Consider the following 22,196-nt stretch of genomic DNA (forward strand, 5'->3'; position numbering starts at 1 on the left):
AGTGATACGCATGGCCAAGGATCTCGTCGCCACCGTGCCAGACCTGACGGGGAAGCTGGCGATCATCACCGGGGCCAACAGCGGGCTGGGGTTCGGGCTGGCCAGGCGGCTGTCCGCGGCCGGCGCCGACGTCGTCATGGCGATCCGCAACCGCGCCAAAGGGGAAAAGGCGATCGAAGAAATCCGCGCCACGGTTCCCGACGCCAAGTTGACCATCAAACCTCTCGACCTGTCGTCGCTGGCCTCCGTCGCCACCTTGGCCGAACAACTCAACGCCGAGGGCCGCCCGATCGACATCCTGATCAACAACGCCGGGGTGATGACGCCGCCGGAACGCGACACCACCGTCGACGGCTTCGAATTGCAGTTCGGCAGTAACCATCTCGGGCACTTCGCGCTCACCGCGCGCTTGCTGCCGCTGCTGCGCGCCGCCCAGGGGCCCCGCGTCGTCTCGCTGAGCAGCCTCGCGGCCCGGCAGAGCGGCAAGATCCACTTCGACGACCTGCAGTTCGAAAAGTCGTACGCGGCGATGGCGGCCTACGGGCAGTCGAAGCTGGCGGTGTTGATGTTCGCCCGCGAGCTGGACAAGCGCAGTCGCGCGGGCGGTTGGGGCGTCGTGTCCAACGCCGCGCACCCCGGCCTGACCAAGACCAATCTGCAGATCGCCGGCCCGTCGCATGGCCGCGAAAAGCCGGCCCTGATGGAGCGGCTGTACAAGCTGTCCTGGCGTTTCACGCCGTTCCTCTGGCAAGAGATCGACGAGGGCATCCTGCCGGCCCTGTACGCGGCCGCCGCACCGCATGCCGAGGGCGGTGCGTTCTACGGGCCCAGCGGTTTCTATGAGGCCGCTGGGGGCGGTGTGGCGCTGGCGAAGGTCCCCGCAAACGCCAAGAACGACGACGACAGCGCGCGGCTGTGGGAGATTTCCGAACAACTCACCGGCGTGAGCTTTCCGAAGCCGAACTAACAACCGGCACAACGCTTTTCGCCAGCGCCCGGCGGCACCAGACCGCACCTGGCGCTGGTCAGGCGCTAAACAATCGCATCGCTGAGAGTTTCGACGCAGCGCTGCGAGGGGAACCCCCATCAGAACCGTCGAGACTGCAACTCGGAAGGGGGTAGCCGCCATGAGCGTGCAGGACGACAAAGACGCTGGTCAAGAAGAAGGCCAGCAGATGACTGAGAAACCGGAGCCCGACGAGGAGCAAAAGGAAAAGGCCGCCGAAATGATGACGGCCTACGAAGACCGGCCCACCCTGGTGCTGCCCGGCACCAGTGGAATGGTCTCTGGCACGGCGGTCAACGACTGGCTCGACGACGAGGGCAACCCGAAAGGCGACGCGGAAGGCGACACCGAAGCCCGAGCCGAGAATCAGGGCGAGGACCGAGCCGAGAATCAGGGCGAGGACGAAGGCGACGACAACCTCGGCAAGCAAGAGCAGATCGACAAGGACAAAGCCTTCAACGAGGAACTTCGCGAAGCCGCAAAACAGGAGAACAAGGGCGAAAAGCGCTGAGCTAGGTCAAAGCGCCCGCTCCAGCCGCGCGCAGCGCAGCGCCGACGGCCGCCGTGAGGTGCGGGCGCGGCGTGGTGACAACCGGCACCCCGAGATGGCCCGACAGCGTGGTGGTGACGGCCGGGATGTGCGCGCCACCCCCAACTGAGATCACCGCGGCCAACTCGCGAATTCCGTTGCGCGCCAACGTTTCATCCAAGACCAAAATGAACTTGTTGAGCGAGTCGCGGATCGCGCCGTCGAGTTCAGTCCTGGTGAACCGGACCTCGTCACTCACCCCTGGCAACCCCAGCGCGACCACCGTGTGCGACGAGAGCCCCTCCTTGGCGCGTCGGCAGGCGCCGCGCAGCCGGTTGAGCGAGCCGACCGCCGACGTTCCGGGCGGGTCGAAGAAACCCGCTTCCGGCAGGTTCGCCATGACGGCGGTCAGCACAGCCTGATCGATCAGGTCGCCGGAGAAGTCGGGGTGCCGCACGGTCGCGGCCACCGGGTGATCGTCGCCGGCGTCCAGCACCGTGACGCTGGTCCCGCTCCCACCGAAATCGCAGACGGCCACCGTCCCGCGGGCCGGTATGCCCGGGTTGGCCCGCACGGCGAACAAGGCCGCCGCGGCATCGGGGATCAAGGTTGGCGGCCGGTTCGACCATTCGGCCAGCCGGCTCAGCGCCGACCCCAACGCATCCACCGCGGGGGCTTCCCAATGGGCCGGATATGTCACCGCGACGTTTTCCGGCAACGTGATGTGTCCGCGGGTGGCGGCGTGGGCCAGCGCGCGCAGCCCGTCGGCGAGCAATGCCTCGCTCCGATGGGTTGTGCCGTCGGCCGCGACGATTCCGGCCGGGTCCCCGACCCGCTGGACGAAGTCGGTGATCACCAGGCCCGGCTCGCCTAGCTGAGGGTTTTCCGACGGGACGCCGACCTCCGGTGAGCGTTGCCGATACAGGGTCAGGACGGGCTTGCGGGTAAGGGCGTGGTCGGCGGTGACGGCCGCCAGGTTGGTGGCGCCGACCGACAATCCCAGTGCGGGGCTTGCTGCGGTCACCGGATGTTTCCGGCGCCCGCGATCAGCGGCAGGTCGAGCGGCGTGACCCAGCCCGGCCGCAGGTCGTTGACCGCGGGAACAGCGTTCAACGCCCGCATTCCCGTCGCCAGGCATCCGGCCGTCGCCGCGTCGCGGCCCGAGCCGTCGGTGAACCGGAACGCGGTCTCCTGGAAGATGCTGGGCGTCCCCTCGATATCGACCCGGTAGACGTCGTTGTCGTGGCCAGTCGGCCAGTCGGGCGCCGCGTCGAGGCCGATGCGGTTGACGTGTTCGAGCTGGATGCGCGTCTCGCCCTGGTAGACGCCGTTGATCGTGAACCGGACTGCGGCGACGTGGCCGGCCTTGATAACGCCCCGCGCAGAGTGCCGTTCGGTCGGGGTCACCCATTTGTCCCAGGTGGTGGTGATCTCGTCGAGCATGATGCCCGCGGCGTGGGCGATCATCGGGACCGTGGCCCCCCACGCGAAGATCAACACGTCGCTGTTCTCCAGCATCGGGCTGTATTCCGGCTCGCGGCCGATGCCCATCTCTACTTCGTAGTCGCCCTCGTAGTTGGTGTAGTCCAACAACTCCGACGCCCGCACCCGCCGCACCTCCGAGCACAGGCCCATCAGCGTCATGGGGAACAGGTCGTTGGCGAATCCCGGATCGATGCCGGTGGTGAAGCAGGACGACTCGCCCAGCTCGCAGGCTTCGGTGATCGGCGCGATCCAGTTGGGCGGGTTGAGGTGCATCGTCGGCCAAACCCACGGCGTCATCGCCGTCGAGCACACGTCGATACCGGCTCGCAGGAAGCGGGTGATCAGCGAGATGTTGTCCTTGGCGTGCATGGCCGTCGGGCCGTAGTGGACCAACGCGTCGGGCTTCAACGCGATCAGGGCGTCGACGTCGTCGGTGGCGAGGATGCCCACCGGCTCGGGCAACCCGCAGATGTCGCCGACGTCGCGGCCGACCTTGTCCGGGTTGCTGACGCCGACGCCCACCAACTCGAACAGCGGATGCTTGACGATCTCCGCGATCACCATCCTGCCGACGAAGCCAGTGCCCCAAACCACCACACGCTTGGAATCCGTCATGCGCACCTTCCGATCGTCAGCCCCGCGTTCACCCTATAGACCAGGCGATGCCCGTGATGACACGATGACATCCATGACGAAGCATCTGCGCGGACCGACGCTCGTGTTCGCCATCGGGATCGGGATCGCCAACGCGTGCGGCGTGGCCAACGCCATACCCCAGAACCCCAAGGTCCAGTACGAGGTGAGCGGCCCCGGCGTGGCGCAATACATCTCCTACCAAACCGATGCCGGCCAGCAGCGCCAGGTGAACGCGCCACTGCCGTGGTCGACGCAGTTCACCGCGTTCGGGGGTCAGGTATTCGTCATCAGCGCCCAAGGGCCCGGCCCGCTGACCTGCAGGATTCTGCTCGACGGCAACGAAGTGAGCAAGGCGACGGCGACGGTGGGCTCGCCCACCAGAACCCTCTGTACACACTGACGACGGTCTAGGCTCGCCAGTGTCACCTCTTCAACGGCGAAGGAGGGCCTAGGTGAGCCTTACGACGGGTCCCAAAAAGGGCGTAGCGACGCGGCAAAACGGGACGCCACCGCCGGACATTCCGCTTGCCGACATTCATCTCGAGTCGCTCGACTTCTGGGCCCTCGACGACGACGTTCGCGACGGCGCTTTCGCCACCTTGCGCCGGGAGGCCCCGATCTCGTTCTGGCCCGCCATCGAGATGGAGGGTTTCGAGTCGGGCAGTGGGTATTGGGCGCTGACCAAGCTCGACGACGTTCACTTCGCCAGCCGCCATCCGGACATCTTCAGCTCCAGCCCCAACATCACGATCAACGAGAATGCACCCGAGATCGCCGAGTACTTCGGCTCGATGATCGTGCTCGACGATCCGCGACACCAGCGGCTGCGCTCGATCGTCAGCCGCGCGTTCACGCCGAAAGTGGTCGCCCGCATCGAGACGTCGGTGCGCGAGCGGGCGCACCGGTTGGTCGCCTCGCTGATCGCCAATCATCCTGACGGAGAAGCCGATCTGGTCACCGAGCTCGCCGGACCGCTGCCGTTGCAGATCATCTGCGACATGATGGGCATCCCCGAGGAGGACCACGAGACGATATTCCATTGGACCAACGTGATTCTCGGGTTCGGCGACCCGGACCTGACAACGAATTTCGAAGAGTTCATTCAGATTTCGATGGAGATCGGCGCCTACGCCACCGCGCTGGCGGAGGACCGCCGCGTCAACCATCACGACGATCTGACCACGAGTCTGGTGGAGGCCGAGGTCGACGGCGACCGGCTGTCGTCGTCGGAGATCGCGTCCTTCTTCATCCTGTTGGTGGTGGCCGGCAACGAGACCACCCGCAATGCGATCAGCCACGGCGTACTGGCCCTGTCGCGGTATCCCTCGGAGCGGGAGAAGTGGTGGTCGGACTATGAGAACCTGGCACCCAACGCGGTCGAGGAGATCGTGCGGTGGGCCTCCCCGGTGGTCTACATGCGGCGCACGCTGACCCGAGACTTCGAGCTGAGCGGCACCAAGATGGCCGCCGGCGACAAGGTCGCGCTGTGGTACAACTCGGCGAACCGCGACGAGTCAAAGTTCGCCAATCCGTGGGCTTTCGACATCACCCGTAACCCGAATCCGCATCTCGGCTTCGGCGGCGGAGGCGCTCACTTCTGCCTCGGCGCCAACCTGGCCCGCCGGGAGATCCGCGTTGCGTTCGACGAATTGCGCCGCGAAATCCCCGACATCGTCGCGACGGAGGAACCCGCACGGCTGCTGTCGCAATTCATTCACGGCATCAAGACCCTTCCCGTCGCCTGGACTCCCCCGCGCGGTTAGCTGCAACGTGACCATTCCCGCGTTTCCCCCTCCCGAGGTGCTGGCCGCCCGCGAGAAACTCGTGCTCGACCACTTCCACGACGAGGTCCGCCAGGCCTGGGACGACGTGCTGTCGACGTTCCCGCATCCGCGCTACGAGCTGATCCCGCAGATGGTCGTCCACGACGGCGACGAGGCCGTGCGTGGCTACTACGTCTATACCCGCACTGCGTTTCCCGACCAGGACCACGAGATCATCGCGCTGCGCCACAGCGCCGACGCGGTGATCGTCGAGTTCTGGCTGATGGGTACCCACCGCGGTTATCTCGGCAAGGTTCCGCCCACCGGCAGCCGGTTCCGGGTCCGCATGAATGCCTATTTCGTGTTCGACGACACGGAAACGCTTGTGTGCGAACGTATTTACTTCGACACGCTGACCATGATCAAGCAGCTGCTGGGCGGGCTGAACATGAGGAAGCCGTCGAACTGGATACTGGCCGCGCGGTGTGTGCGCGGCTTCCTGTCGATGTCGTCCGAAAAGCCGGACCCGGCACTGACTTCCGCGTAAACTGCGCTGCATGCGGGCCCTTTACGCGATATGCGGCCTAGCCGCCAGCGCATTGCTGGTCGCCTGCGGTTCTGACCCAGCCAGAAACACCATCACGCCACACGCGACGGCGACGCCGTCCGCGTCGGCGGCCGCAAAGCTGAGCTCACACACCGAGAAGTGGATCGACCTACAGGTCGGCGAGTGTGTCGCGGACCTTCCGCCGGCCGATCTGAGCCGGGTGACGGTCACCGTGGTCGATTGCGCGACAGCGCATTTGGCCGAGGTCTACCTGCGCGCCCCGATGGCCGTCGACAAAGCGGTCGCCAACGTGGCCAGCCGCGACTGCGCGGCCGGTTTCGCGCCGTATACCGGACAAACCGTTGACGGCAGCCCCTTTTCGATCACCTATCTCATCGACTCGAACCAGGACCGAACCGGCGCCAATCCCACCCCGAGTACCGTCATCTGCTTGCTGCAAGGCGCCAACGGTCAGCCGCTGACCGGTTCGGCGCACCGACCCTAGCAGCCCAACTGTGCGGCGAGGTCGACGAAGTCGGCCGCGTTGACGTCGAATTCGTCGGAGTAGGCAACATCGGCTTCGCCGCCGGCCCCGAATTCCAAAGGACGCGCGATGAATGCCGTACGGAACCCGAGCCGGGCCGCCGCTCGGATGTCGTACTTGTGGCTTGCCACCATCATGACGTCCGCGGGATCGCGACCCAGATAGGTCGCGGCCATGCGATAGATCGCCGGATCGGGCTTGAACACCCCGGCCATCTCGGCGGCAAAGACGGCATCCCAGGGCAATCCCGCCCGCTTGGAAATGTTGATCACCGCCGAGACATCGGCGTTCGACAGCGTGGCCAACGTGAACGCACCCTTCAGCCGCGTCAGCCCCGGCACCACGTCCGGCCACGGCGCCAGCCGCTGCCAGGCCAGGGTCAGCTCGTCGCGCTCGGCATCCGAAAAGCCCGCGATGCCGCACTCCTCCAGGACGGTGTCCAACGACGAGCGATACACCGAGTGCACCGAAACCCAGCGCGCGCCCGGCGCGGTCTCCAACGCGGCGAAATAGGCTGCGCGCCAACGCCGTACCACGTCGCCCCAATCGACGCCCGGGTGCCGGCCGGCGCTGAGACGCTGGGCCTCCCCGCACACGGTGGAATGGAAATCGGTCGCCGTGCCCTGCACGTCGAACAACAACGCCTTGACCACGGGCCCCATCATGCAACGATGTGCCTCGTGGCCGACAGCGCAGAAGAGCCCGAAGAACTCGACTACCGGTTCACCTTCGCCAACGAGCGGACGTTCTTGGCCTGGCAGCGCACCGCGCTGGGCCTGCTCGCGGCGGCCGTCGCCCTCGTCCAGCTCGTCCCGGAGCTGGCGATCCCCGGCTCGCGCCGACTGCTCGGGGTTGGTCTCGCGCTGCTGGCCACCCTCACCAGCGTGATGGGCCTGGTGCGCTGGCAACAGGCCGATCGCGCGATGCGCCGCGGCGATCCGCTGCCCCGCCATCCCTCGCCGGTGTTCCTGGCGATCGGCCTCAGCGTGGTCGGCATCATCGCGCTCGGCCTGGTCATCCTCAAGGCGGTCGCGGGTTGACCCGGCCGGCCAGCCTGGCGGCGGAACGCACGATCCTGGCCTGGACGCGGACGTCGTTCGCGTTTCTGGTCAACGGGGTGCTCCTGACGATCAAGGACTGGCACGGCGCCACCGAGCCGGCGGCGCTCATCCCGGCCGCGTTGGCCGGGGCCGCGGCGCTGTGCAGCTTCGTGATCGCCCTGCAACGCCAGCGAACGCTGGGACGGCGGCCGATGCCGGCGCGGATCACCGCTCGGACCCCGGTATACGTCGTCGGGATTTCCGTGCTGGTGCTCGTCGTCGTGACGGCGGTGACGCAGCTCGTCTAGAGCTTCAGGTACGCGGCGATCCCCTGGACGACGGCCGCGGCATACCTCGCCCGGCCGTCCGGGCTTTCCATCCGCGCGGCCTCGTCGGCATTTTTCATGTTGCCGAGTTCGACGAGGATTGCCGGGTACTCGGCCAGGTTCAGGCCGGCGAGGTCGTCGCGGCCGTAGAGACCGTCTGAGCCGATGTAGTTGGAGGGCTGCAGGCCCGCCTGCACCAGGGCATCGCGCATGGTGTGGGCCAGCTGAATCGCGGGGCCGGATTGCGCGGCGTTCAACGGCGGGCTGGAGTAGTTGACGTGGAATCCGCTGCCCGACGGCGGGCCGCCGTCGGCGTGGATGCTGACGATCGCATCGGGGCGCATCGCGTTGGCCTGGGCGGCGCGCTGGTCGACGCAGGGGCCGACGGAGTTGTCGTTATCCCGCGACAACTGGGTTCGCACGCCTATCTGGTTGAGCGACGCGCTGATCCGCTGGACGACGTCCCACGTAAACGCGTGCTCCGGATAGCCGTCGTTGGTGGCGGCGCCCGACGCCTGGCACGCCTTGGTGCCGCCCCGCCCGTTGGGGACTTGAGCGTTTATCGACGCGTCGTTCACCGCGTTGTGGCCCGGGTCGAGGAAGACGGCCGTGCCCGCCGCGGCCGCGGGTGGGGCGCCCAGCGTCGCGGCACCCAGCACCGCCGGCGCGACGCCGGCGTACTTCAGGAGGTCACGCCTGGAGACAGCGCCCATCGCGCGATGCTAGCAATTCGGCCCGCGGCAACGAGTATTGGGCTGGCCAGCAACATGTTTGGCGACGCCGCCCCGCGAAACTCCCACCAAGACGCGGCCGTGGCCGCCAAATGTGGTCCACAATCCGGTGATTGGCCAAGCCCGGCAGTCCAAGCACCGCTAACGCCCTCGCGAACCGCAGCAAACTTGGCTTCGCCGGCCCGATGCAATGGGCACGGTTCATTTCGGCGAGTGACTTGCGGACGCCCCCGCGGTGTGAGGGAATAATTATGAAGTCCTCTGGAAATTCTTAGGTTTGGGAGGTGCTGGAATGGGCAAATATTGCGGCATGACCGCCGGTAATGTCATTCGTTTTCTTGCTCCTGCAGTACTCGCGGCCGCTGGACTCAGCGGTTCCGTCGTGTCTGCCCCCATCTCATCCGCCCAGGGATGTCCGGACGTCGAGGTGTTGTTCGCCCGCGGCACCGGTGAGGATCCCGGGGTCGGTCCGACGGGACAGGCGTTCGTCGACAACTTGCGTGGGCGCATCGCCCCGAAGTCGATGGATGTCTATCCGGTCAACTACCCCGCAAGCCAGGAGTGGCAGACGGGCGTCGACGGGATCCGGGACGCGGGCGCGCACGTCCAGTCCACGGCGGCGAGCTGCCCGCAGACCAAGATGGTGCTCAGCGGCTACTCCCAGGGCGCGGCCGTGATGGGCTTCGTCACCTCCGCCGCGGTTCCCGACGGGGTCGACCCCGCGACGGTGCCGAAACCGCTGTCGCCCGACGTCGCCAACCACGTCGCCGCCGTCGTCCTGTTCGGGATGCCGAACGTCCGGGCCATGGACTTCCTCGGCCAGCCCCCGGTTGTCATCGGGCCGACCTACGCGGCTAAGACCATTAAGGTCTGCGCGCCCGAAGATCCGGTGTGCTCCGACGGCATGAATTTCGCCGCGCACGACACGTACGCGGGCGACGGCGACATCGTTGCCAAGGGCGCGGAATTCGCCGCCGCTCGCATCAACGGGTCCTCCTCGGGGCCGGCGACGGTGGTGAACTCGCCACGCGGGGGCTTCGGCAGCTGACCTGCTGACCATACAAAAAAGTATGTTACGGTCGACGGCATGTCCGTCGTCGATGTCCGCCCGCTGCACGGGATCACCGATGAGTTCGTCGGGCGGCTGGCCGAACGCGCCGACGAGGCCGAGCGGCTAAGGCGCCTGCCCGCGGAGACGGTCAGCGAGTTCAGGCAGACCGACCTGATTCGGCTATTGCTCCCGGCGCGGTTCGGCGGCATCGAGGCGTCGTTCCCGGAGCTGCTGGGGCCGATCCGGCGGATGGCGCACGGCTGCGCATCGAGCGCGTGGACCCTGGGTTTTTATGCACTGCACAACTGGATGCTTTCGCTGTTCGATCCGCGGTTGCAGGAGGAAGTGTTCGCCTCGGGACCGGTCCTGGCGCCCGCTCCCCTGGCCCCGACCGGCCGCGGCAGCGCGGCGGCTGGCGGCGTGCGCCTGACGGGCCGGTGGTCCTGGGCGACCGGCGCGATGGATGCGGATTGGCTGATCGTCGGAGCGCTGATCGAGCGACCCGACGGGGTTAGTGCGTCGCTGGTGGCCGTGCCGGCCAGCGAGGTCGAGGTCGCCGATGTGTGGCACACCGCGGGCATGCGGGGCACGGGCTCGCATGACCTCGTCGCCACCGATGTCTTCGTGCCCGAGCACCGCATCGTCGCGGTGTCGGACATCTACGGTGGAACCGCGCCGGGAGCGGAGTTTCACGGCGTCGCGACGTACCGGTGGCCGCTGGTTCCGGCGCTCGCGCTGACCGCGGCGATGCCGGTCCTCGGGGCCGCCGAACGGGTGACGGAGCTGTTCGCTGAACGGCTGGCCGGCCGGGTGCTCGCGTATAGCGGTGTGGCGCAGAAGGATCAGCCCGCGGCCCAGATCAGGCTCGCGGATGCCAACGTCCGGCTGCGCGCGCTGCGGGCACTGGTCGCCGAGACCGCCGACGAGATCGAGCGCATCGTGGTCAGCGGCGAGCGCGTCCGACGATCGACACGCGCGAACGCGCGCATGGCGGCGGCCCACACCGTGCACGAGTGCCGGTCGGTGATCTCCGATCTGCTGGAAGCCGCGGGTGCCAGCGCGCACTTCTTGGCGAACCCGCTGCAGCGCGCCAAGCGCGACGTGGACATCGCGGCCGGCCATGTCGTCTTCGACTACGACGTCGGCCGAGAGTTGGCCGGGGCGTTGGCAATTGGGGCGAAGATCTCGCCGATCGCGATGATCTGAGCGCTTACGACGGGCCCGCGAGCTTGGTCCGCGATTGCTGCAGCTGGGCGGCGTGCAGAATCGAGCCCGCCATCAGGAATGCGGGTTTCTTGCAGTCGGCGGGTTCGATCGACAGGTTGGCGGCTCGGCGCATCACCATCAGGGCGAGCGCACTGTAGGTCGCATACGGAATGATCAATAGGTTGGCACGCGCATCGCACCCGCTGATTGTCATCACGTGCTGCTGTCTGCCCTCCCATCCCGGACAGTTGAAATCGGGTGGTCGTTGTAGCGGTGGCCAGTTGACATTGATCGACGCGATCGCTCCGAGTAACGGGGTCAGGGTCTCGACAAGATTCGGCAATTCATTCGTGATGCGGTCTACCCGTGGCCACCAGGCACCGTCGATGTCGTGGCCTAATTCGCAGGCCACGGAAACCCGTACTGGATCGGCCCGGCGTCGGGCCCTGATCGGATAGTTCATCGGAGTGCCGCAACTGGTAGGTCTGGACGATCCACGGGATGTTCCTTCACGGACGGCGTCACCGCCCCGCAGGTGCGGGGCGCCGGAGGAATCACATTGCCCGTGGGTGTCATGCCGCGGAGAGCGGTGGACGACCGCCGACAACGAAACGGCTCACCGTCGACGCTACGCCACTAGCGTTGGGCACCGTCCACGGGATCGGCCAGCATGAGGTCGAGGAATCGTTCTCGCTGCGCGACGGACTGCGCCTGCTCGGCGGAAGCGGCGAGGTGCAGCAGCCCGATCCCCGCCGCGAAGGTCAACTCCGCTCGCAGCTTGGCGTCGTCGGGACCAAAACCGTAGTCGGCGTAAGCCTTTGCGACGGTTTGCAGGAGTCGTCGGTCGGCGGCGCGGATGTTCGCGGCCGCGACGCGGTCCGTGCGCGCCCATTCGCGCATCGCGCGCTCCAGCATCCAATGCTGCGGGCTGACCAAGTCAATCATCATGGCGGACAGCCGTTCCCGCGGTGGTAGCGCGTCGAGCTCGGCCAGGGATTGGCGGTCGCGCTCTAGGAAGGTGTTCCAGGATTCGACGAGCGCGGCCCGGTAGCCGTCCATGTCCTCGAAGTGCCAGTAGAAGCTGCCCCGGGTCACACCCAGCTGCTGGCAGAGCCGTTCGACCTTCAGCGCGCGCACGCCCTCCTCGGCAAGCACGGCGTACCCGGCCTGCAGCCAGTCCTGGACCGACAGGCGGGTCGACGGGGCCTTGCGCGCAGCCACCGTGCCAGGTTACGGGCTTTTCTCGTCCGGCTCGTCGGCGTCGGCCACGGTCAGCGGCAGGGCCAGTTCTTCCAGCGGTCGGCGCTCGGCCGCGACACCGAGCCACAGCTCGACCAGTCCGGCGGCGGCCATCACCACCGCGCCGATCAAAAACGACCAGACCACCTGGCTGCGATCTCCGGAGTTGATCAGCTGGCCGAAGAGCAGCGGCCCGGTGATCCCGCCGATCGCCGTCCCCACCGCGTAGAAGAACGCGATGGCCAGGGCCCGGGTCTCCATCGGGAAGATCTCGCTGACGGTCAGGTAGGCCGCGCTCGCACCCGCCGAGGCCAGGAAGAACGCGACCGCGAGCACCGCGACGAACGTCCAGGCTCCGCCGGTCTTCGTCACGAACAGGACCGCGAGGACGACGACCGCGACGGCCGAGCCGATGTAGGTCAGGGTGATCATCGGTTTGCGGCCGACGGTGTCGAACAGGTGCCCGAGCAGCAGCGGGCCGAAGAAATTGCTGAGCGCCCACAGGATGAAGAACACCGGCACCGCCCCGGAGGCGACGCCGTAGAACCCACTGAGCAGCGTGCCGAGGTTGAAGGTCACGCCGTTGTAGAGGAAGGCCTGCCCAATGAAGAGCGCCAGGCCCAGGACCGCGCGCCGCGGGTAGAGCTTGAACGCCACCCTGGCGATCTCGACGAACGAGATGGTCTCGCGTTGTCTGATTCTTAGTGGCCGGCCTTGTGGCTCGGGCAGCGCTTCGCCGGTGTGCTGTTGGACTTCCGCTTCGATGTCGCCGACGACTCGCTCGGCTTCCTCGTCGCGCCCGTGGATGAACAGCCAGCGTGGGCTTTCCGGGACGTTGCGCCGGACGACGAGGACGAAGATGCCGAAGATGGCCCCGATACCGAACGCGAGCCGCCACCCGACGTTCGCCGGGAAGTTCGCCGTGTTGAGCAGGACCAGCGCCCCGGCGGCGCCCGCCGCCGAACCCAGCCAGTAGGTGCCGTTGATGATCAGGTCGACGCGGCCGCGCACGCGCGCGGGGATCAGCTCGTCGATGGCCGAGTTGATGGCGGCGTATTCGCCGCCGATGCCGGAGCCGGTGAAGAAGCGGGCCAGGTAGAAAAACCATGGCGCGAAGGCGAATGCGGTCGCGACGGTGGCGGTCAGATACACGATGAGGGTCAGCACGAAGAGGTTGCGACGTCCGAAGCGGTCGGTCAGGTGGCCGAAGAACAGCGCGCCCAGGCACGCCCCGGTGATGTAGATCGCCGCCGCCACGCCGATGTCGGCGGGGGTGAGCTCGATGCCGCTGCCCTTTTCGGTGAGGCGGGCCGACACGTTGCCGACCATCGTGACCTCGAGCCCGTCGAGGATCCACACGCCGCCCAGGCCGACGACGACGCGCCAGTGAAACCGCGACCAGGGCAACCGGTCCAGCCGCGCCGGCACCTGGGTGGTGATGGTTCCGGTTTGCACGCTGTCACTCATCGATACCCCCATTACCCACCGCGTCGCGTTCGCAAGCCTCCGCGTGCGGGCTTACGCCCAGCTGGCTCAGCCCTGATGGATGGTATTGGAGTAGCCGGAATCGGTGATCTTTGGCTTGCCCGAGTGGTAGGTGACGACGTTGTCGTAGCCGGAGACGTTGATGCGGTCGACGGTGTCGACGGTGACTTTGTTGTCGTAGCTCGAGATCGTGAGGCTGGCGGCGTGGCCGGTGACGTCGAATTCGATGCTGTAGGCCGACAGCGTCAGCTTGCAGTTGTTGCACGCGTGGGCGGTGACCGTGTTGCTGTAGCCGCTGGATTCCAGGGTGTCGGCGTTGTCGACGGTGACGTTGTTGTTGTAGCCGCCGACTTTGAGGCTGGCGCAGTGCCCGGTGACTGTGTAGGTGCCGCCGGTGCCGTAGAGCGTCAGGTTGCCGTCGTTGCAAGCGACCGTCTTGGTCTCCATGCTGCCGCCCACTCGGAGGTCGCCGCCTTGGGGTACCGCGGTGGGGCCGTTGCTGGGCTTCGAGTTCGGGCCGATGCTTCCGATGATCGACCCACTGGGGTTGGACCTCACGAACAGCAGGACCAGGCCCACGACTGCCGGGATGAGAACCCCAAGCACGACGAGGATTAGCAACCACGACAATGACCCGGTGCGTCGCGGCTGTGGCGCACCGTAGCCATACGTCGGCGTTGTCGAGTACGTCGGAGCGCCCGCATACGGCGCCTGAGGTGCGTACGGTTCGCTCCCGATATATGGCGTGCTGTCGGCGGTTGGCGTCGCGTCGGCAAGCCCGCGCTCTAACTCACGGATCCGCTTTTCGGGATCGTCATCTTTCATTTGCCAAATGTGCCACAGGTACTGGTCGGGGGCCAGCCTGAATTCGCCGCTCAGTCGACTGTTTGAGGCCGCCATCTGCGGGCGAGTGGCGACAGTGAGCGAAATCCCAAGTGGTGGAAAGTAATTCGAAGGAGTGGATGATGGCGGTAGCGTTGACGCCCTGGTCAACACGCGGCCTCTCATGACAGGATTGCTCGGGTGATCCTGGCCGTGGACCTCGGCAAGACGTCCTGCCGGGCCGCGGCAGGCGGCCGGAGGGCCGAGGGGCCGGGCGCGCCGGGGCTCACGGCACCCGGCGGCGTGCGGGCTGCGGAGGCGGCGATTCTGGCCGTCGCGCGCGAGCTGGGCCCGGTCGACGAGGTGATCGTGGGTGCCGCCGGGGCGCTGGTGGCGCCGGACGCGGCGCGCGCCCTGGGCGATGCGTTGCTGGCGTCGCTCCGCGCAGAGCGCATCGCGGTGACCAGCGACGCCGTGATCGCGCACGCGGGCGCGCTGGACGGGAAGCCGGGTGTGGTCCTGATCGTCGGCACCGGTGTCGTGGCGCTCGCGATCGGCGCCGGCGGCACGCTGCGGACCGCCGACGGCTGGGGCCCGTGGCTGGGTGACGAGGGCGGCGGCGCGTGGATCGGCGCCGCCGGGCTGCGCGCGGCGCTGCGCGCCCACGACGGCCGCGGCCCGACCACCACGCTGCTCGACGCCGCCCGCGCCCGCTTCGGTGCGCCGGAGACCTGGCCCGCGCAGCTCACCGGAGCTGCCGCCCTCGCGTCCTTCGCGCCCGAAGTCCTTGCCGCGCAAGATGATTCCGTGGCATCGGCGATCGTCGGCGCCGCCGCCGAGGCGCTCGCCGCGACCGCCCACGCGGCCGGGGATGGCCCGGTGGCGATGGTCGGCGGCCTGGCAGGGGTCGAGGCGCTGCGCGAGCAGCTCGACCTCGTCCCGACCGCCGGCGACGCGCTTGACGGCGCGCTGCGGCTGGGCGCGATCCACGAGCCGCATGTGATCCGCGTGCAGGCCGTCCCCAAAACCCTTGCCCCGCAAGGGCTCGATGCGCTCGCCACCGAGGCCGTGCGGTCAGACCTGGACGACCTCGACGCGCGGCCCATCGGCGAGGTCGTCGCGCTGCTCGTGGCGGCCGAGGGCGAGACGCACGCCGCAGTGGCGGCGGCGGTCCCGCGGATCGCGGCGGCGGCCGAGGCGATCGCCGCACGGCTCGAGCGCGGCGGCCGGCTGATCTACGCCGGCGCCGGAACACCCGGGCGGCTCGGCGTGCTCGACGCGGCCGAGTGCGGGCCCACTTTCGGCACCGACCTCGTGCGCGGAGTGATCGCCGGCGGACCGGCAGCGTTAATCGCGGCGATCGAGGGCGCCGAGGATGCGTTCGACCCCGCCGATCTCGCCGACCTGACCGCCGCCGACGCGCTCGTCGGGATCACCGCGTCGGGCCGCACGCCGTACGTGCTCGGGGCGCTTGAGCACGCGCGCGCGACCGGCGCGCTGACCGTCGCGGTCGTCAACAACCCGGGCAGCGCGGCGTCTGCCGACGTGGTGATCGAATTGCTCACCGGCCCTGAGGTTCTCGCCGGGTCCACGCGGCTGACCGCGGGGACGGCCCAGAAGATCGTGCTCAACACGCTCTCGACGAGCGTGATGATCGCGCTCGGCAAGGCCTATGGCCCACGGATGGTCGGCGTGCGTGCGACCAGCGCGAAACTGCGCCGGCGCGCGGTGCGCATCGTCCGCGACGCGGCCGGGGTCGACGAGGAGGCCGCGAGCGCCGCGCTCACCGCCGCGGGCGGTCACGCCAAGACCGCGATCGTCGCGCTGCTGGCGGGCGTCGACGCGGCCGAGGCCGCCGTCCGGCTCGACCGGGCACGGGGACGCCTGCGAGACGCGCTCGGTTAGACATGAGCGTGGCCCGGGGCGGCGCATCATTGAGGGGTGGGGATCGGAGTCGGAGTCTCCACCGCGCCCGACGCACGCCGGGCCGCGGTGGAGGCTGCAGCGCACGCGCGCGGCAAGCTCGCGGGTGAGGCGCCGTCGCTGGCCGTGCTCTTCGCATCGCGATCACACACCGACACGGCCGTCGACGTCCTCGACGCGGTGCAAAGGATTGTCGAGGCGCCCGCGCTGATCGGTTGCATCGCCCACGGGATCGTCGCCGGCCGCCGCGAGATCGAGGACGGGCCCGCGGTGGCGGTGTGGGTCGCATCCGGCCTGGCCGCCGAGACGTTCGCGCTGGACTTCGTCCGCACCGGCTCGGGTGGCCTGATCACGGGTTACCAGTTCGACCGGACCGCGCACGATCTGCACCTGCTCCTGCCCGACCCCTACACGTTCCCGTCGAGCCTGCTCGTCGAGCACCTCAACACCGACCTGCCGGGAACGACCGTGGTTGGCGGCGTGGTGAGCGGTGGGCGCGGGCCGGGCGACACCCGGCTGTTCCGCGACCACGGCGTGCTCACCTCCGGCCTCGTCGGCGTGCGCCTGCCCGGCGTGCGCGGTGTCCCGATCGTGTCGCAGGGCTGCCGGCCGATCGGCGAGCCGTACATCGTGACCGGCGCGGAAGACGCCGCGGTGATCACCGAGCTGGGCGGCCGACCGCCGTTACAGCGGCTGCGGGAGATCGTCGAGGGGCTGTCGCGCGACGAGCAGCAACTGGTCAGCCGGGGCCTGTCGATCGGGATCGTCGTCGACGAACACCTCGCGGCTCCGGGTCAGGGCGACTTCCTGATCCGAGGCCTGCTCGGCGCTGACCAATCGACAGGGGCGATCGAGATCGGCGAGGTAGTCGAGGTCGGCGCGACCGTGCAGTTCCAGGTTCGCGACGCGGCGGGCGCCGACAAGGACCTGCGCCTGACCGTGGAGCGGGCGGCAGCCGAGCTGCCCGGGCCTCCGGTGGGCGCGCTGTTGTTCACCTGCAACGGCCGCGGCCGGCGAATGTTCGGGGTCGCCGACCACGACGCCTCGACGATCGAGGACCTGCTTGGCGGGATCCCGCTCGCCGGTCTGTTCGCCGCCGGGGAGATCGGCCCGATCGCGCGCCGCAACGCGCTGCACGGATTCACCGCGTCGATGGCGCTGTTCGTCGACGACACGCGATGAGCCGCTAAGCACGGGCTGGGCTCCTGTACTTGTGTGGTCTTCGCGCCGGGTAGCGGCGGATCCAAGTTGGGAACGCGTGCACATGCCGCTACTGACATCCATTGCTCCACGCATGCACAAACGGCGCCCGGCGGTCGACCAGGAGTTCACGCACGCTGCCAGGGAGCCGCGCTTGCCCGTCACAGGTGCCGCGGAAACCCGTGTCCGTTGCTCCGGCCTTGTCGGTGGGTAGCGGCACACTTCCCGACATGTCTCAATTGGGAGCGTCGTCGGTGGCGGCGGCCTTGGCCGGCGAGCACGCGGACGTGCGGCGTGCAGTGGAGTTGGTCGGTCAGATCTTGGCCGGATCGGTAACCTCGCGAACCACCTTGGATGGGTTCTTACAGGCGAGTCTGGGTCGGTCCGGCTCAGATTTGGGGTGTGAATCACGGAAGCTCTCTTCGATCGGGGCACGTCACCGTTGGTTTAGCGATCGCAGCGCTGATCGATCGGTTCGATCCCGCCATCGGCCCTGGCGATGACGACGAGCCGCCTACTTGGGGTCACATCGAGATCGGCGAGCGACACCTGGCCCCGCCAGCTGGCTTGTCCGCATACTTCGCTGAGGGACAGCTTGCCCCCGCGCCATTGGTGGTGCGGCTCAGCGAAGCGTTCGCCTTCAGCGACGGACCCCGCCTGCAGGTCTACGCTTCCGCCGGCGACCGGTCATATGGCGTGGCGGCCATCGACGCGATCATGGCCGACGCCGAGGGTGCTAAGAACTTGTTCCGCGGACGCGCGCTGACCGCGACTGAAAACGACGGACTGGTGCTGGAAGTCAGTGAGCTGCCCGCTATTACACGCGCGAATGTTATTGTGCCCGAATCGGTTTGGTCCGAAATCGACTTGAACATCGCGGCCGTCACCACCCATCGCGAGCTCATGAGGAGTTTGGGTTTGGGTGTTCGGCGCGGTGTGCTGTTAGCCGGCCCGCCCGGGGTAGGCAAGACCGTGATCTCCCAGGTGATCGCAAACGAATTGGTCGGCTTATTCACCGCGATCATCGTCGACGCCCGAGCCGGGCAGTCCGCGCTTGCCGGGGTTTACAAGGAGGCGCGCACCCTAGGCCCGACCTTGATCGTGTTGGAAGACCTCGATCTGATCGTCGGCGACCGGCGAAAGAGTGGTGACGCCCGGGCGTTGTCGGAATTTCTGGCAGTGATGGATACCGATCCGTCGGCTCCGATCTTGACTTTGGCGTCCACCAATGACATCAGCGCTCTGGACGCTGCTTCTATCCGCACTGCACGCTTTGATTCGATCATCGAGATCGGCTACCCCACCCGCGACGCCGCGGCCCAAATCCTCTCCACCTACCTGCACGGGGTGCCGGGCGCAGAGACTGTCGATGTGCACAACGTGGCCGCCCATTTCAGCACCGATATCAGCGGGGCCGACATCCGAGAGATCGTGCGCCGCACCGTACTTGCCAGCGGCTCGGTCACACAGGCGGGCCTGATCGCCACCGTGCAATCCGGACGTTTCAAACCCCAACTGCCCCAAGGACATTACCTGTAGCCCAACTGCTTTTACCCCAAAGCCTCGCCCTGCCACCACCAACAGCTCGTTGCAATCGAGCGCCATCCAGATCGGAAGCTCGCCTGTCGGCGACCACGTGCGCCGATTGGCGATCAGGCCCGACCTGAAAGACGAATCCGTGCCGCGCGCGATGGTGTCAACAAAATCGTCTGCCCTCATACTCACCGAACACCACAGCGCCCCAACGGAATCCGCCAGTCCGAAGTTCAACCACCGCAGCGGGCATCCATCGAGTTGTCTGCCCAGCACCGCCGTGATCACGCCGGTTGTCGGCTGGAGATCCTGCAGCACACCCAGGCGCTCAAGTGGCGATCAGAAAGTGGCCGTCGCGGTCGAGCCCGAGGCCTTCGGCTCGCCGCCGGCTTTGCCGAGACGCCTAAAAGTGTTCTCGTCAATTGGCGCCGCGACAGCTCAGCCCTTATCGGAGGCGAACACCCGACCACGACCGGCTACGACCATGCGGTCCGGATGATCCGCGCCTGGCCGATGGGATGCAAACCGGTCACGTCGATGGGGATCTCGCCAGTAGCGTGCACCGATGCCCATTCGGGACGCGCAGTGGCAGTTCCAGCCGATCCTTAGAGCCCGTTGAATGTGTTGCGGATCAGGTTTAACAGAGTCTCCGCAGCCTCTCGGTCGAGCTGAATTGACTGCGAAATTTTGTTGGGGATCTGGCGCTCGTCAGAACCGTACGTATCGAGCTGAAGAAAAGTGCGACCGTCGACTTGAAAGCTCCGCCAGCCACAGGACACTGGCTTGTGCACGCCATTCCTCTCGGAGCCAACCTGCTGAAATTCGTTTATCAGTGCCATCTAGCCTCCCGCGATCCTGGACCCAACAGACTATCTGCCAGATACTCGAAGTTGCTCCCAACGCGACCAACCAACAGATCCAGGTGAGGACGTCGAGGTTAATGCAGTCGCTTGCGAACTGGTCTACCAACGCATGCAACAACTTGAACACAAGTCGGGAGATCGGTTGAATGCCGTTGTCTGGCAACGACTCCGGAGGTTGATGATCATCAGCATATACCGTCACAAGCAGTACCGCGCGGACTCCCCTTATTCGCATTAGTTGTAATAACCGCCCGTCGGCTATATGTAGTTGTCCAGTTCACCGCTCGGCCTGTCTCAGGCGGTTCAGTGCCAACACGGCCCGCGAAGGCGAATACCTGAGCCAGCCGACGGCCCTTTGCCCTGTGGTAATGCGGCTTGGGCATGCGGAGGCGCATCGCCAGCCCCGATCGGAAGCGACGAGTCGATCGCTGATTAGCGACGCTTGCCCAGACCTGGGAGACCGCCGCCCACCGTGCGCACGCTCCCTCCACCGCCCTGAGTTTTCTTGGCTCCTATAGGCAGTCCACCGCTGCCGACGCAGTGCTTCCCGTCCTTATTCTTGTGGCCTCCGAGGTGTCCGTCCGCCTTCGGACGTACGACTTTCGAGCAGTAGGGACATTGGCCGCGGTTTCTATCCGCGCGTTGATGGTGATCTCGCGGCCCTGGCGCCGGTTTCTTGCCGCGACCTCTCTTGACACATGCCGCGCAGAGCGAAGACCCCACCGGCGCCACGCCGATCCGGCAGTAAGAGCAAACACCCGAGCGCCCCATGCGTACACATCCCTGCATCATTTTGTCCTGGCGAATCAGAGCATAGGTGGACGTGGCGACAGGTCAGATCAGTTCTAACAATTCAGCCCGCAACCGGGCTGTGACGGCTGCTCGACGGCCGTCATGTTATCGATAAGCCTGATGCGTCCACGACGCGCCGCCACAAATTTGTCGCTGACCGGATATAGCGTCCCAACCATGAGGATTTGTCAGTCGCACACGACCCGCGGTCTGAGGGCCATCAGCCGGAGACGGCGACGATTGCTCCCTATTGAGCGGAAGCACTGGGGGGGCGCCTGATGCCTCGACGCGCACAGCGGTACGCCGCGGTTTCCCTCTTCGCCGGGTGTGGCGGCATGGACTCCGGCGCAGAAGCATCCGGACGGGCCCGCGTCGTATGGGCGATTGATAACGAACACTGGGCGGTGCAGACCTACAAGCGCAACATCGGGAGTCACATCGTTGAAGCCGACATCACAGCTACGCCTGTGCCTGCAGTTGGCTGCGACATCCTGCTTGCCGGCCCTCCTTGCCAGGACTACTCCACCTTGTGGAATCACGACGGGCTGAGAACTGCCCGTGGCAATCTGTTCCGAGAGGTGGCTCGCTTCCTCGACGAACTGCGGCCGGCCGGGTTCGTGCTGGAGAACGTCCCGGGGCTCCTGTCGGCTAACCGCGGCTACGCATGGCAGCTCGTGCGCCACGCGCTTCGCTCGCCGAGCAGCTTCGCGCCACAGACGCGAGGTCGGTCACGGCCTAATGCGGTTCGCTACGACCTGTCCGCGCAAGTGATTGACATGGCCGACTTGGGCGTGCCCCAACACCGCGAACGATTGATCGTGCTTGGGGTCCGCCGCGACCTAGGTGTACGTCCACCTGTCATCCCGACTCCCTTTGCCGGCGATCCGGTTACAGTGCGCGAGGCCCTCGACGACAACCCCCTGCCGCCCGACGCTCCGAACCACGAGATTGGCCTGGACTCGCCAGAAGTAGTCGAACGGCTCAAATTGATTCCCGCCGGCGGTAACTACGAAGCGGTTCCCAGCGGGCACCCGCTCGCAGTGCGCGGACTAATCAGCCACGTCTACCGTCGCCTCGACCCAGAAAAACCCGCGTATACGATTATTTCCGGCGGCGGCGGAGGTACCCATGGTTATCATCACGTCGAGCCGCGGCGCTTGAGCAACCGAGAAAAAGCACGCCTGCAAGGCTTTCGGGATGAGTTCGTGTTCGAGCACGGCTGTGGAACTTCACGGCAGGAAGCTAGATCCATGTACCCACGAGTGCGGCGGCAAATCGGTAACGCGGTGCCGCCCCCGGCAGCCCAGCTGATCGTAAACACGCTCGCCGAGGTCCTCGACCAGGCGGGCATCGCCCCGAGGACTGCGCGTGAGCTGGCAACCGCTCGACGAGTCGCGATGCAACTTGGCATACCGATGCCCTCTGCTGTGCAGAAAGCATCCGGGCAGTGAACGTCGCGGATGGTAGGTCCAGCG

21 protein-coding genes and 2 pseudogenes are annotated in these 22,196 nt (G+C 67.0%); 15 read left to right on the forward strand and 8 right to left on the reverse strand.

Going from position 1 to position 22,196, the window contains the following annotated elements:
- Positions 1–10 precede the first annotated feature (10 nt).
- Positions 11–967 carry an SDR family oxidoreductase gene (locus A5736_RS04890; RefSeq protein ID WP_076244814.1) on the forward strand — a complete coding sequence of 319 codons (957 nt, stop codon included), beginning with the start codon at positions 11–13 and terminating at the stop codon, positions 965–967.
- A 160-nt stretch (positions 968–1,127) separates the two neighbouring features.
- A complete protein-coding gene (locus A5736_RS04895) occupies positions 1,128–1,517 on the forward strand; it encodes a hypothetical protein (protein ID WP_076122309.1) in 390 nt (129 codons plus the stop codon).
- A 22-nt stretch (positions 1,518–1,539) separates the two neighbouring features.
- On the opposite strand, the pseudogene A5736_RS04900 reads toward A5736_RS04895, so the two are convergent.
- Positions 1,540–2,559 (reverse strand): annotated as a pseudogene (locus A5736_RS04900) (Hsp70 family protein); the annotation flags it as partial.
- The gene (locus tag A5736_RS04905) at positions 2,556–3,635 is read right to left on the reverse strand and encodes a dihydrodipicolinate reductase (RefSeq protein ID WP_076244817.1); all 1,080 of its coding nucleotides are present in this window, start codon (positions 3,633–3,635) and stop codon (positions 2,556–2,558) included. The gene A5736_RS04905 and the pseudogene A5736_RS04900, both read right to left, overlap by 4 nt.
- A 73-nt stretch (positions 3,636–3,708) precedes the next feature.
- Here A5736_RS04905 and A5736_RS04910 point away from each other — a divergent pair, with 73 nt between their 5' ends.
- The 4 genes from A5736_RS04910 to A5736_RS04925 are packed head-to-tail and all read left to right on the forward strand — an operon-like array spanning position 3,709 to position 6,471.
- Positions 3,709–4,056, forward strand: coding sequence for an MmpS family transport accessory protein (locus A5736_RS04910; protein ID WP_175611188.1), 348 nt, complete (start codon positions 3,709–3,711; stop codon positions 4,054–4,056).
- A 52-nt stretch (positions 4,057–4,108) separates the two neighbouring features.
- Complete coding sequence (locus tag A5736_RS04915; RefSeq protein WP_076244821.1) at positions 4,109–5,419, forward strand: cytochrome P450; 1,311 nt, start codon at positions 4,109–4,111, stop codon at positions 5,417–5,419.
- 7 nt (positions 5,420–5,426) lie between these two features.
- The gene (locus A5736_RS04920) at positions 5,427–5,966 is read left to right on the forward strand and encodes an ester cyclase (RefSeq protein WP_076244822.1); all 540 of its coding nucleotides are present in this window, start codon (positions 5,427–5,429) and stop codon (positions 5,964–5,966) included.
- Between the two features lie 10 nt (positions 5,967–5,976).
- Positions 5,977–6,471 carry a hypothetical protein gene (locus A5736_RS04925; RefSeq protein WP_076244824.1) on the forward strand — a complete coding sequence of 165 codons (495 nt, stop codon included), beginning with the start codon at positions 5,977–5,979 and terminating at the stop codon, positions 6,469–6,471.
- Here A5736_RS04925 and A5736_RS04930 read toward each other — a convergent pair.
- Positions 6,468–7,175 carry a haloacid dehalogenase type II gene (locus A5736_RS04930; protein ID WP_083667151.1) on the reverse strand — a complete coding sequence of 236 codons (708 nt, stop codon included), beginning with the start codon at positions 7,173–7,175 and terminating at the stop codon, positions 6,468–6,470. The genes A5736_RS04925 and A5736_RS04930 overlap by 4 nt on opposite strands.
- Positions 7,176–7,181: 6 nt before the next feature.
- Here A5736_RS04930 and A5736_RS04935 point away from each other — a divergent pair, with 6 nt between their 5' ends.
- Both A5736_RS04935 and A5736_RS04940 read left to right on the forward strand, forming a co-directional pair.
- Positions 7,182–7,550 carry a YidH family protein gene (locus A5736_RS04935; RefSeq protein WP_076122316.1) on the forward strand — a complete coding sequence of 123 codons (369 nt, stop codon included), beginning with the start codon at positions 7,182–7,184 and terminating at the stop codon, positions 7,548–7,550.
- A complete protein-coding gene (locus A5736_RS04940) occupies positions 7,547–7,858 on the forward strand; it encodes a DUF202 domain-containing protein (RefSeq protein ID WP_076244825.1) in 312 nt (103 codons plus the stop codon). Before A5736_RS04935 ends, A5736_RS04940 begins: the two co-directional genes overlap by 4 nt.
- Here the strand turns inward: A5736_RS04940 and A5736_RS04945 are convergent.
- Positions 7,855–8,589, reverse strand: a complete 735-nt coding sequence (locus A5736_RS04945) for an Rv3717 family N-acetylmuramoyl-L-alanine amidase (RefSeq protein ID WP_076244827.1) — start codon at positions 8,587–8,589, stop codon at positions 7,855–7,857. The genes A5736_RS04940 and A5736_RS04945 overlap by 4 nt on opposite strands.
- A 310-nt stretch (positions 8,590–8,899) precedes the next feature.
- Here A5736_RS04945 and A5736_RS04950 point away from each other — a divergent pair, with 310 nt between their 5' ends.
- Both A5736_RS04950 and A5736_RS04955 read left to right on the forward strand, forming a co-directional pair.
- Positions 8,900–9,655: a cutinase family protein gene (locus A5736_RS04950; protein WP_076122319.1), complete on the forward strand. Its 756-nt coding sequence runs from the start codon at positions 8,900–8,902 to the stop codon at positions 9,653–9,655.
- Between the two features lie 39 nt (positions 9,656–9,694).
- Entirely contained in the window at positions 9,695–10,864 is a 1,170-nt protein-coding gene (locus A5736_RS04955; protein WP_076244829.1) for an acyl-CoA dehydrogenase, read from the forward strand.
- Positions 10,865–10,868: 4 nt separating this feature from the next.
- Here A5736_RS04955 and A5736_RS04960 read toward each other — a convergent pair whose 3' ends face one another.
- The 4 genes from A5736_RS04960 to A5736_RS04975 all read right to left on the reverse strand — a co-directional run bounded on the left by A5736_RS04960 (position 10,869) and on the right by A5736_RS04975 (position 14,413).
- Positions 10,869–11,327 carry a DUF5994 family protein gene (locus A5736_RS04960; RefSeq protein WP_076244830.1) on the reverse strand — a complete coding sequence of 153 codons (459 nt, stop codon included), beginning with the start codon at positions 11,325–11,327 and terminating at the stop codon, positions 10,869–10,871.
- 173 nt (positions 11,328–11,500) lie between these two features.
- Entirely contained in the window at positions 11,501–12,085 is a 585-nt protein-coding gene (locus A5736_RS04965; RefSeq protein ID WP_076115203.1) for a TetR/AcrR family transcriptional regulator, read from the reverse strand.
- A 9-nt stretch (positions 12,086–12,094) separates the two neighbouring features.
- Positions 12,095–13,570: an MFS transporter gene (locus tag A5736_RS04970; RefSeq protein ID WP_076244832.1), complete on the reverse strand. Its 1,476-nt coding sequence runs from the start codon at positions 13,568–13,570 to the stop codon at positions 12,095–12,097.
- A gap of 66 nt (positions 13,571–13,636) precedes the next feature.
- Positions 13,637–14,413 (reverse strand): DUF3060 domain-containing protein, encoded by a 777-nt coding sequence (locus A5736_RS04975; RefSeq protein WP_175611189.1) that lies wholly within the window; start codon positions 14,411–14,413, stop codon positions 13,637–13,639.
- A 300-nt stretch (positions 14,414–14,713) separates the two neighbouring features.
- On the opposite strand from A5736_RS04975, the pseudogene A5736_RS27175 reads away from it, so the two are divergent.
- From A5736_RS27175 to A5736_RS05005, 5 genes and pseudogenes are all read left to right on the forward strand, one after another.
- Positions 14,714–15,331: pseudogene (locus A5736_RS27175) on the forward strand (BadF/BadG/BcrA/BcrD ATPase family protein); the annotation flags it as partial.
- Between the two features lie 87 nt (positions 15,332–15,418).
- Positions 15,419–16,315 carry an N-acetylmuramic acid 6-phosphate etherase gene (locus tag A5736_RS27180; RefSeq protein WP_076244918.1) on the forward strand — a complete coding sequence of 299 codons (897 nt, stop codon included), beginning with the start codon at positions 15,419–15,421 and terminating at the stop codon, positions 16,313–16,315.
- Positions 16,316–16,351: 36 nt separating this feature from the next.
- The gene (locus A5736_RS04990; RefSeq protein WP_076244835.1) at positions 16,352–17,515 is read left to right on the forward strand and encodes an FIST N-terminal domain-containing protein; all 1,164 of its coding nucleotides are present in this window, start codon (positions 16,352–16,354) and stop codon (positions 17,513–17,515) included.
- Between the two features lie 630 nt (positions 17,516–18,145).
- Positions 18,146–19,072, forward strand: coding sequence for an ATP-binding protein (locus A5736_RS04995; RefSeq protein ID WP_254848288.1), 927 nt, complete (start codon positions 18,146–18,148; stop codon positions 19,070–19,072).
- A 1,927-nt stretch (positions 19,073–20,999) separates the two neighbouring features.
- The gene (locus tag A5736_RS05005) at positions 21,000–22,172 is read left to right on the forward strand and encodes a DNA cytosine methyltransferase (RefSeq protein ID WP_076244838.1); all 1,173 of its coding nucleotides are present in this window, start codon (positions 21,000–21,002) and stop codon (positions 22,170–22,172) included.
- Positions 22,173–22,196 lie beyond the last annotated feature (24 nt).

Origin of the sequence: Mycobacterium sp. SP-6446 (assembly GCF_001954045.1) — a bacterium.
Taxonomy (GTDB): Bacteria; Actinomycetota; Actinomycetes; order Mycobacteriales; family Mycobacteriaceae; genus Mycobacterium.